The sequence below is a fragment of the Micromonospora noduli genome (genome assembly GCF_003264365.1).
Classification (GTDB): domain Bacteria; phylum Actinomycetota; class Actinomycetes; order Mycobacteriales; family Micromonosporaceae; genus Micromonospora; species Micromonospora noduli.
Window position 1 is genome coordinate 37,243 of record NZ_PYAK01000051.1, and the last position, 7,413, is coordinate 44,655.

The following is a 7,413-nucleotide window of genomic DNA, read 5'->3' on the forward strand; positions in this document are numbered from 1 at the left end:
GTCCGGACCGCTTGAGGCGCAGAGGAGTACGCGTGACACCCGAGGAGATCCTGGCCGCTGACCGGGCGCACGTCTGGCACCCGTACGCCGCGCTGCCGCCGGCCAACCCGCCGTACGTGGTGCGCGGCGCCGAGGGGGTACGGCTCACCCTGGCCGACGGGCGGGAGCTGGTGGACGGGATGTCGTCCTGGTGGGCGGCGATCCACGGGTACCGGCACCCGGTGCTGGACGCGGCGGTGACCGACCAGCTCGGCCGGATGAGCCACGTGATGTTCGGCGGGCTCACCCACGAGCCGGCGGTGCGGCTGGCCCGGACCCTGGTCGAGCTGACCCCGGACGGCCTGGAGCACGTGTTCCTGGCCGATTCCGGCTCGGTCAGCGTCGAGGTGGCGGTGAAGATGTGCCTGCAGTACCAGCGGGCCGTCGGGCGGCCGCAGCGGCGCCGGCTGGCGACCTGGCGGGGTGGCTACCACGGCGACACGTTCCACCCGATGAGCGTCTGCGACCCGGAGGGCGGGATGCACCACCTGTGGGGCGACGTGCTGCCCCGGCAGGTGTTCGCCCCGGTGCCGCCGGGCGGCTTCACCGATCCGCCCGACGACGCGTACGTGGCGGCGCTGGTGGAGACGGTCGAGCGGCACGCCGACGAGTTGGCCGCCGTGATCGTCGAGCCCGTCGTCCAGGGCGCCGGCGGGATGCGCTTCCACCACCCGGGCTACCTGCGGGTGCTGCGCGAGGTGACCCGTGCGCACGGGATTCTGCTGATCTTCGACGAGATCGCCACCGGGTTCGGCCGTACCGGCGAGATGTTCGCCGCCGAGCACGCCGGGGTGACGCCGGACGTGCTCTGTGTGGGCAAGGCGCTGACCGGCGGGTACCTGACCCTCGCGGCGACAGTGTGCACCGCGGAGGTCGCCCGGGGCATCTCGGCGACCGGCGTGCTGGCGCACGGGCCCACGTTCATGGGCAACCCGCTGGCCTGCGCGGTGGCGAACGCCTCCATCGGGCTGCTGCGGGCCGGAGACTGGGCCGGCCAGGTCGCCAGGGTCGGCGCCGGCCTGCGCGCCGGTCTGGAGCCCCTGCGCGGCACGCCGGGCGTGGCCGACGTACGGGTCCTCGGCGCGATCGGCGTGGTCCAGCTCGATCACGAGGTCGACCTCGGCGCGGCGACCGCGGCCGCTGTCGCCCAGGGGGTGTGGCTGCGTCCGTTCCGCGACCTGATCTACACGATGCCGCCGTACGTCACCGACGACGCCGACCTGGCCCGGATCGCGACCGGGGTGGCGGCGGCGGTGGCGGCTGGCTGAGTCGGCCCGGTCACCGGGTCGACGGGTTACCCGGGCGGGTCGGCCGCCCGGACGAGAAGAGGAGAACACTCCGATGGAGAGCTTCGGTACCCGGCTGCACCGGGCGATCACCGAGCGCGGCCCGCTCTGTGTGGGCATCGACCCGCATCCCGGTCTGCTGGCTCAGTGGGGCCTCCCGGACGACGTTCAGGGGCTCGAACGCTTCAGCCGGACCGTGGTGGAAGCGCTCGGTGACCGGGTTGCGGTAGTCAAGCCTCAGTCGGCCTTTTTCGAGCGGTTCGGGTCCCGAGGTGTGGCGATTCTTGAGTCAACTATCCGACAGTTACGAGATGCCGGCTCGCTCGTTCTGCTTGACGTCAAGCGCGGCGACATCGGCTCGACGGTGAGCGCGTACGCCGCCGCGTACCTTGATCCATCCAGCCCCGTGTATGTCGACGCGGTCACCGCGAGCCCCTACCTCGGGGTCGGATCGCTGGCGCCGATGTTCGAGCTGGCCGCCGAGCACGGCGGCGGGGTGTTCGTGCTGGCCCTCACCTCCAACCCCGAGGGCGCGGCCGTGCAGCGGGCCGTCACGGCCGACGGCCGCACCGTGGCGCAAACCGTGATCGACGAGATTTCCCAGCTCAACATGGGTGCGTCCCCGCTCGGGAGCTTCGGTCTGGTGGTCGGCGCGACCATCGGTGACACCGGTCACGACCTCTCCGGTGTGGGCGGCCCACTGCTCGCTCCGGGGCTCGGCGCGCAGGGTGCCGGCGCAGCCGATCTGCGTACCGTCTTCGGTTCGAGCCTCGCCTCGGTGCTTCCGTCGTACTCCCGGGAAGTGCTCTCGGCAGGCCCCGATGTGGCCGCGCTGCGGGCCGCCGCGGACCGCGTGTTGGTCGACTGTCGGGCCGTCCTGCCTGCCCGGTGACTGACTGACGGGTCGGTCACTCTACGGTGATCATGCGGCCCCCACGTTGCCGAAAGCTCCGTTGGCCGCTAGTTTTCCCCGCGCTGGGAACCATGGACCCCTTGGTTCACAGCGACACCACGTTTCACAGATGCGGCGGTGCGCCCCGCCCGCCGCGATAGGGACCTGAGGAGAACTGGTGCCGCTCCCGTCACTGACCCCCGAACAACGCGCTGCCGCGCTCGAGAAGGCCGCGGAGATCCGCAAGGCCCGTGCTCAGCTGAAGGAGCAGCTCAAGCAGGGCAAGACCACCCTCGGTGCCGTCCTCGAGCGGGCCGAGAACGACGACGTCGTTGGCAAGCTCAAGGTGTCGGCCGTCCTGCAGGCCATGCCGGGCATCGGCAAGATCCGGGCTACCCAGATCATGGAGAAGCTCAAGATCGCCGACAGCCGTCGCCTGCGTGGCCTCGGCGAGCAGCAGCGCAAGGCACTGCTTGGAGAGTTCGCCGCCAACTGAACCTGGCAGCGTGTAGAAACAAGCAGTGAGCACGGATGACGAGGCGCGCCCGGCGGCTCGGCTCACTGTCCTGGCTGGACCTTCGGGTTCCGGCAGGGAGAGTGTCGTCGAGCTCGTCCGGGCGCGTTCTCCGTCCGTGTGGATCCCGGTCGCGGCAACCACCAGGCCGCGCCGGGAGTCGGAGATCGACGGGGTGGACCGCGTCTTCCTCGCCCCCGCCGAGTTCGATCGACGGATCGTCGACGGCGAGCTGCTGGAGTGGTCCCGGATCGGTTCGCACCGCCGGGGCACCCCGTACCCCCCGCTGCGCGCCCGGCTCGACGCCGGGCAGCCGGTGCTGCTCCCGCTCGACCTGCGCGGCGTCCCACTGATCCGGGCGCGACTGCCCGATGCCCGGCTGGTGTTGCTGAGCCCACCCGGGTACGCGCCCGACGCCACGGTGGCCGCCACCGTCGAGCACGCGCTGACCCACGACCACACCGAACGGGTGGTCGAGGAGCTGGTAGGCTTACTCGGTTCTTCTTATCCGGATCCGGCCTGGTCGCGCGTGCGTGGCTGACGGTCGGCCGCCGTTGAGACTCAGCACCGCGTCCGCGCGGCTCGAAAGACGCAGAGGTTAATTCGTGGGATCCATCGCCAACCCCGAAGGCATCACCAACCCGCCGATCGACGAGCTCCTCGAGAAGACGACGTCGAAGTACGCGCTGGTCATCTTCGCCGCCAAGCGCGCGCGCCAGGTCAACGCCTACTACAGCCAGCTCGGTGAGGGTCTGCTGGAGTACGTCGGCCCGCTCGTCGAGACCACCCCGCAGGAGAAGCCCCTCTCCATCGCCATGCGCGAGATCAACTCGGGCCTGCTCACCGCCGAGCCGACCGACCAGCCGTAAGCCCCCGCTGGCCGATGTCCGCCTCGATCGTCCTCGGGGTCGGTGGCGGCATCGCCGCCTACAAGGCGTGCGAGCTGCTGCGACTCTTCACCGAATCCGGTCACCGGGTTCGGGTCGTGCCAACCGCGTCGGCGCTCCGCTTCGTTGGAGCGCCGACCTGGGCCGCGCTCTCCGGTCAACCGGTCGCCGACGACGTCTGGACCGACGTCCACGAGGTGCCGCACGTCCGGCTCGGTAAGCAGGCCGACCTGGTGGTGGTCGCGCCGACCACCACCGACCTGCTCGCCAAGGCCGCCCACGGCCTCGCCGACGACCTGCTGACCAACACCCTGCTGACCGCCCGCTGCCCGGTCCTGCTGGCCCCGGCCATGCACACCGAGATGTGGGAGCACCCCGCCACCGTTGCCAACGTGGCGACGTTGCGCTCCCGGGGGGTCCGGGTCATCGAGCCCGCCGTCGGCCGGCTCACCGGCGCCGACACCGGCAAGGGTCGGCTGCCCGACCCGGCGGAGATCTTCGCCGTCGCCGGACGGCTCCTGGCCCGCGGCGACTCCGCCCCCGCCGACCTGGCCGGTCGCCGGGTGGTCGTCACCGCCGGTGGCACCCGCGAGCCCCTCGACCCGGTGCGTTTCCTGGGCAACCGCTCGTCGGGCAAGCAGGGCTACGCGTTCGCCCGCGCGGCGGTCGCCCGGGGTGCCCGCGTCACAGTGATCTCGGCCAACGTCGGCCTCGCCGACCCGGCCGGGGTCGACCTGATCCGGGTGGGCACCACCGCCGAGTTGCGGGAGGCGACCGTCAAGGCCGCCGTCGACGCCGACGCGGTGGTGATGGCGGCGGCTCCGGCCGATTTCCGGCCCGCGACGTACGCGACTGGCAAAATCAAGAAGTCGGACGACGGTGTCGCGCCCACCATCGAGCTCGTCACGAACCCGGACATCGCGGCGGAGCTCGGCCAGCGCAAACGACCGGGGCAGGTGCTGGTGGTGTTCGCCGCCGAGACCGGCGATGCCGAGGCCAACGGCCGGGCGAAACTCGCCCGGAAGCGGGCCGACCTGATCGTGGTCAACGAGGTCGGTCCGGACCTGGTCTTCGGCGCCGACACCAACACGGTGACGGTCATCGGCGCGGACGGTTCGGTCAGCCGGCTGCCCGAGCAGGCCAAGGAGGCTGTGGCCGACGCCGTCTGGGATCTCGTCGTGGCGCGGCTGTCCGGCCGCTCCTGACGGGTGGAACAGGGCTCGACCGATCCCGACACCGGCCGCAGTGGTGATTAGACTGCCGCGGAACGACCTCACACGCTTAGGAGTGCCGTGACACGCCGTCTCTTCACGTCCGAATCGGTCACGGAAGGCCACCCGGACAAGATCGCTGACCAGATCAGCGATGGCATCCTCGACGCGCTGCTGACCGAGGATCCCCACAGCCGCGTGGCCGTGGAGACCATGATCACCACCGGTCAGGTGCACATCGCCGGTGAGGTGACCACCAAGGCGTACGCCGACATCCCGACGATCGTCCGCCGGACCATCCTCGACATCGGCTACGACTCGTCGAAGAAGGGCTTCGACGGCGCCTCCTGCGGGGTCAGCGTCTCCATCGGCGCGCAGTCCGAGGACATCGCGCAGGGTGTGGACAACGCCTTCGAGCTGCGCACCGGGGCGTCGGAGAGCGCGCTGGACGCGCAGGGCGCGGGCGACCAGGGCATGATGTTCGGCTTCGCCTGCTCGGAGACGCCCGAGCTGATGCCGCTGCCGATCGCGCTCGCGCACCGGCTGGCCCGCCGCCTCTCGGCGGTGCGCAAGGACGGCACGATCCCGTACCTGCGGCCGGACGGCAAGACCCAGGTCACCATCGAGTACGAGGGGCTGCGCCCGGTCCGGCTGAACACAGTTGTCGTGTCCAGCCAGCACGCCGCCGACATCTCGCTGGACTCGCTGCTCACCCCGGACGTGCGCGACCACGTGATCGCCCCGGAGCTGGAGAGCCTCGGCCTGGACACCGACGGTTACCGGCTGCTGGTCAACCCGACCGGCCGGTTCGAGATCGGCGGCCCGATGGGTGACGCCGGGCTGACCGGCCGCAAGATCATCGTCGACACCTATGGCGGGTATGCCCGCCACGGTGGCGGCGCGTTTTCCGGCAAGGACCCGTCCAAGGTGGACCGCTCGGCCGCGTACGCGATGCGCTGGGTTGCCAAGAACGTGGTCGCCGCCGGTCTGGCCGAGCGGTGTGAGGCGCAGGTCGCCTACGCCATCGGCAAGGCGCACCCGGTGAGCCTGTTCATCGAGACGTTCGGCACCGAGACCGTGCCCGTCTCCTCGATCGAGAAGGCCGTCACCGAGGTGTTCGACCTGCGTCCGGCCGCGATCATCCGGGACCTCAACCTGCTCCGCCCGATCTACCAGCAGACCGCCGCGTACGGCCACTTCGGCCGGGAGCTGCCGGACCTGACCTGGGAGAGCACCGACCGGGCCGCCGACCTCAAGTCGGCCGCGGGAGCCTGACCGCCACCAAGCGCAGCGACCGGCGACCCGCGGACGGGTCGCCGGTCGCGCGCGTCTGCGTGGATGTGGGACTGGCGCACCTGGACCGGCCGTTCGACTACCTGGTGCCGGCGGAGCTGGACGAGGTGGCGGTGCCCGGTACCCGGGTGAAGGTGCGCTTCGCCGGGCAACTCGTCGACGGGTGGTTGCTGTCACGCGCCGACGACTCCGGGCACACCGGCCGCCTCGCGTACCTGGAGAAGGTGGTCTCCCCGGAGCCGGTGCTTGCCCCCGAGGTCGCCCGGCTGGCCCGAGCGGTCGCCGACCGGTACGCGGGCAGCCTCGCCGACGTGCTCCGGCTCGCCGTGCCACCCCGGCACGCCCGGGTGGAGAAGGAGCCCTGCGACGAGCAGCCCACCCCGGCGGCCCCCACCGAGGCGGTCGACCCGCGCGGGTGGCGCGACTACCCGACCGGTCCGGCCCTGCTGCGGGCGCTCGCCGACGGCCGGGCGCCCCGCGCGGTCTGGTCGGCGTTGCCCGGTGAGGACTGGGCGGCCCGTTACGCCGACGCGGTGGCGGCCACCGTCGCCGGTGGGCGCGGCGCGGTGGTGGTGGTGCCCGACGCGCGTGACCTCGACCGTCTCGACGCCGCGCTCACCGGCGTGCTCGGCCCGGGACGGCACGTCAGCCTCTCCGCCGCGCTCGGCCCGGCCCGGCGGTACCGGGCCTTCCTCGCCGCTCGCCGTGGCCAGGTGCCGGTGGTGATCGGCACCCGGGCGGCGATGTTCGCCCCGGTGGCCCGGCTCGGCCTCGTCGCCGTCTGGGACGACGGTGACGACCTGCACTCCGAGCCCCGGGCGCCCTACCCGCACGCCCGCGACGTGCTGCTCACCCGCGCCCACCTCGCCGAGGCCGGCGCGCTGGTCGGTGGGTACGCCCGGACGGCCGAGGCGCAGCTGCTGGTGGAGACCGGCTGGGCCGCGGAGGTGGTCGCCGACCGGGCCACCGTGCGGGCCCGGATCCCGGCCATCGCGCCGACCGGGGACGACCCGCAACTGGCCCGCGACCCCGGGGCCGCCACCGCCCGGCTGCCCAGCCTGGCCTGGACGGCTGCCCGCGACGCGCTCCGCCAGGACCTGCCGGTGCTGGTGCAGGTGCCCCGCCGCGGCTACCTCCCGTCGATCTCCTGCGCCGAGTGCCGCACCCCGGCGCGCTGCGCGCACTGTGCCGGCCCGCTCGCGCTGCCCTCGGCCGGCGGCACCCCGGCCTGCCGGTGGTGCGCCCGGGTGGCGGCCGCGTACGCCTGCCCGGAGTGCGGTGGGCGGCGGCT

Annotated in this window: 8 protein-coding genes; all 8 read left to right on the forward strand. The window is 72.5% G+C overall.

Annotated features, from left to right (window positions below; all coding sequences use genetic code 11):
* Positions 1-32 precede the first annotated feature (32 nt).
* Positions 33-1,307: an adenosylmethionine--8-amino-7-oxononanoate transaminase gene (locus GUI43_RS26775; RefSeq protein ID WP_112602175.1), complete on the forward strand. Its 1,275-nt coding sequence runs from the start codon at positions 33-35 to the stop codon at positions 1,305-1,307.
* Between the two features lie 73 nt (positions 1,308-1,380).
* Positions 1,381-2,217: an orotidine-5'-phosphate decarboxylase gene (gene pyrF, locus GUI43_RS26780; RefSeq protein WP_112584584.1), complete on the forward strand. Its 837-nt coding sequence runs from the start codon at positions 1,381-1,383 to the stop codon at positions 2,215-2,217.
* A gap of 178 nt (positions 2,218-2,395) precedes the next feature.
* Complete coding sequence (gene mihF, locus GUI43_RS26785) at positions 2,396-2,713, forward strand: integration host factor, actinobacterial type (RefSeq protein ID WP_112584585.1); 318 nt, start codon at positions 2,396-2,398, stop codon at positions 2,711-2,713.
* A 25-nt stretch (positions 2,714-2,738) separates the two neighbouring features.
* Positions 2,739-3,272, forward strand: coding sequence for a nucleoside/nucleotide kinase family protein (locus tag GUI43_RS26790; protein ID WP_112584586.1), 534 nt, complete (start codon positions 2,739-2,741; stop codon positions 3,270-3,272).
* 64 nt (positions 3,273-3,336) lie between these two features.
* A complete protein-coding gene (gene rpoZ / locus GUI43_RS26795) occupies positions 3,337-3,600 on the forward strand; it encodes a DNA-directed RNA polymerase subunit omega (protein ID WP_030335666.1) in 264 nt (87 codons plus the stop codon).
* A gap of 14 nt (positions 3,601-3,614) precedes the next feature.
* Entirely contained in the window at positions 3,615-4,823 is a 1,209-nt protein-coding gene (coaBC, locus tag GUI43_RS26800) for a bifunctional phosphopantothenoylcysteine decarboxylase/phosphopantothenate--cysteine ligase CoaBC (protein ID WP_112602176.1), read from the forward strand.
* An 87-nt stretch (positions 4,824-4,910) separates the two neighbouring features.
* Positions 4,911-6,104 carry a methionine adenosyltransferase gene (gene metK, locus GUI43_RS26805; protein WP_091401916.1) on the forward strand — a complete coding sequence of 398 codons (1,194 nt, stop codon included), beginning with the start codon at positions 4,911-4,913 and terminating at the stop codon, positions 6,102-6,104.
* Positions 6,105-6,163: 59 nt separating this feature from the next.
* Positions 6,164-7,413 (forward strand): primosomal protein N' family DNA-binding protein (locus GUI43_RS26810; protein ID WP_502322465.1); only part of this gene is annotated, 1,250 nt, incomplete at its 3' end.

Excerpts from the sequence above, each read along its gene's own strand:
- pyrF (WP_112584584.1), top strand. The coding sequence starts at position 1,381 with ATGGAGAGCTTCGGTACCCGGCTGCACCGGGCGATCACCGAGCGCGGC.
- coaBC (WP_112602176.1), top strand. The coding sequence starts at position 3,615 with ATGTCCGCCTCGATCGTCCTCGGGGTCGGTGGCGGCATCGCCGCCTAC.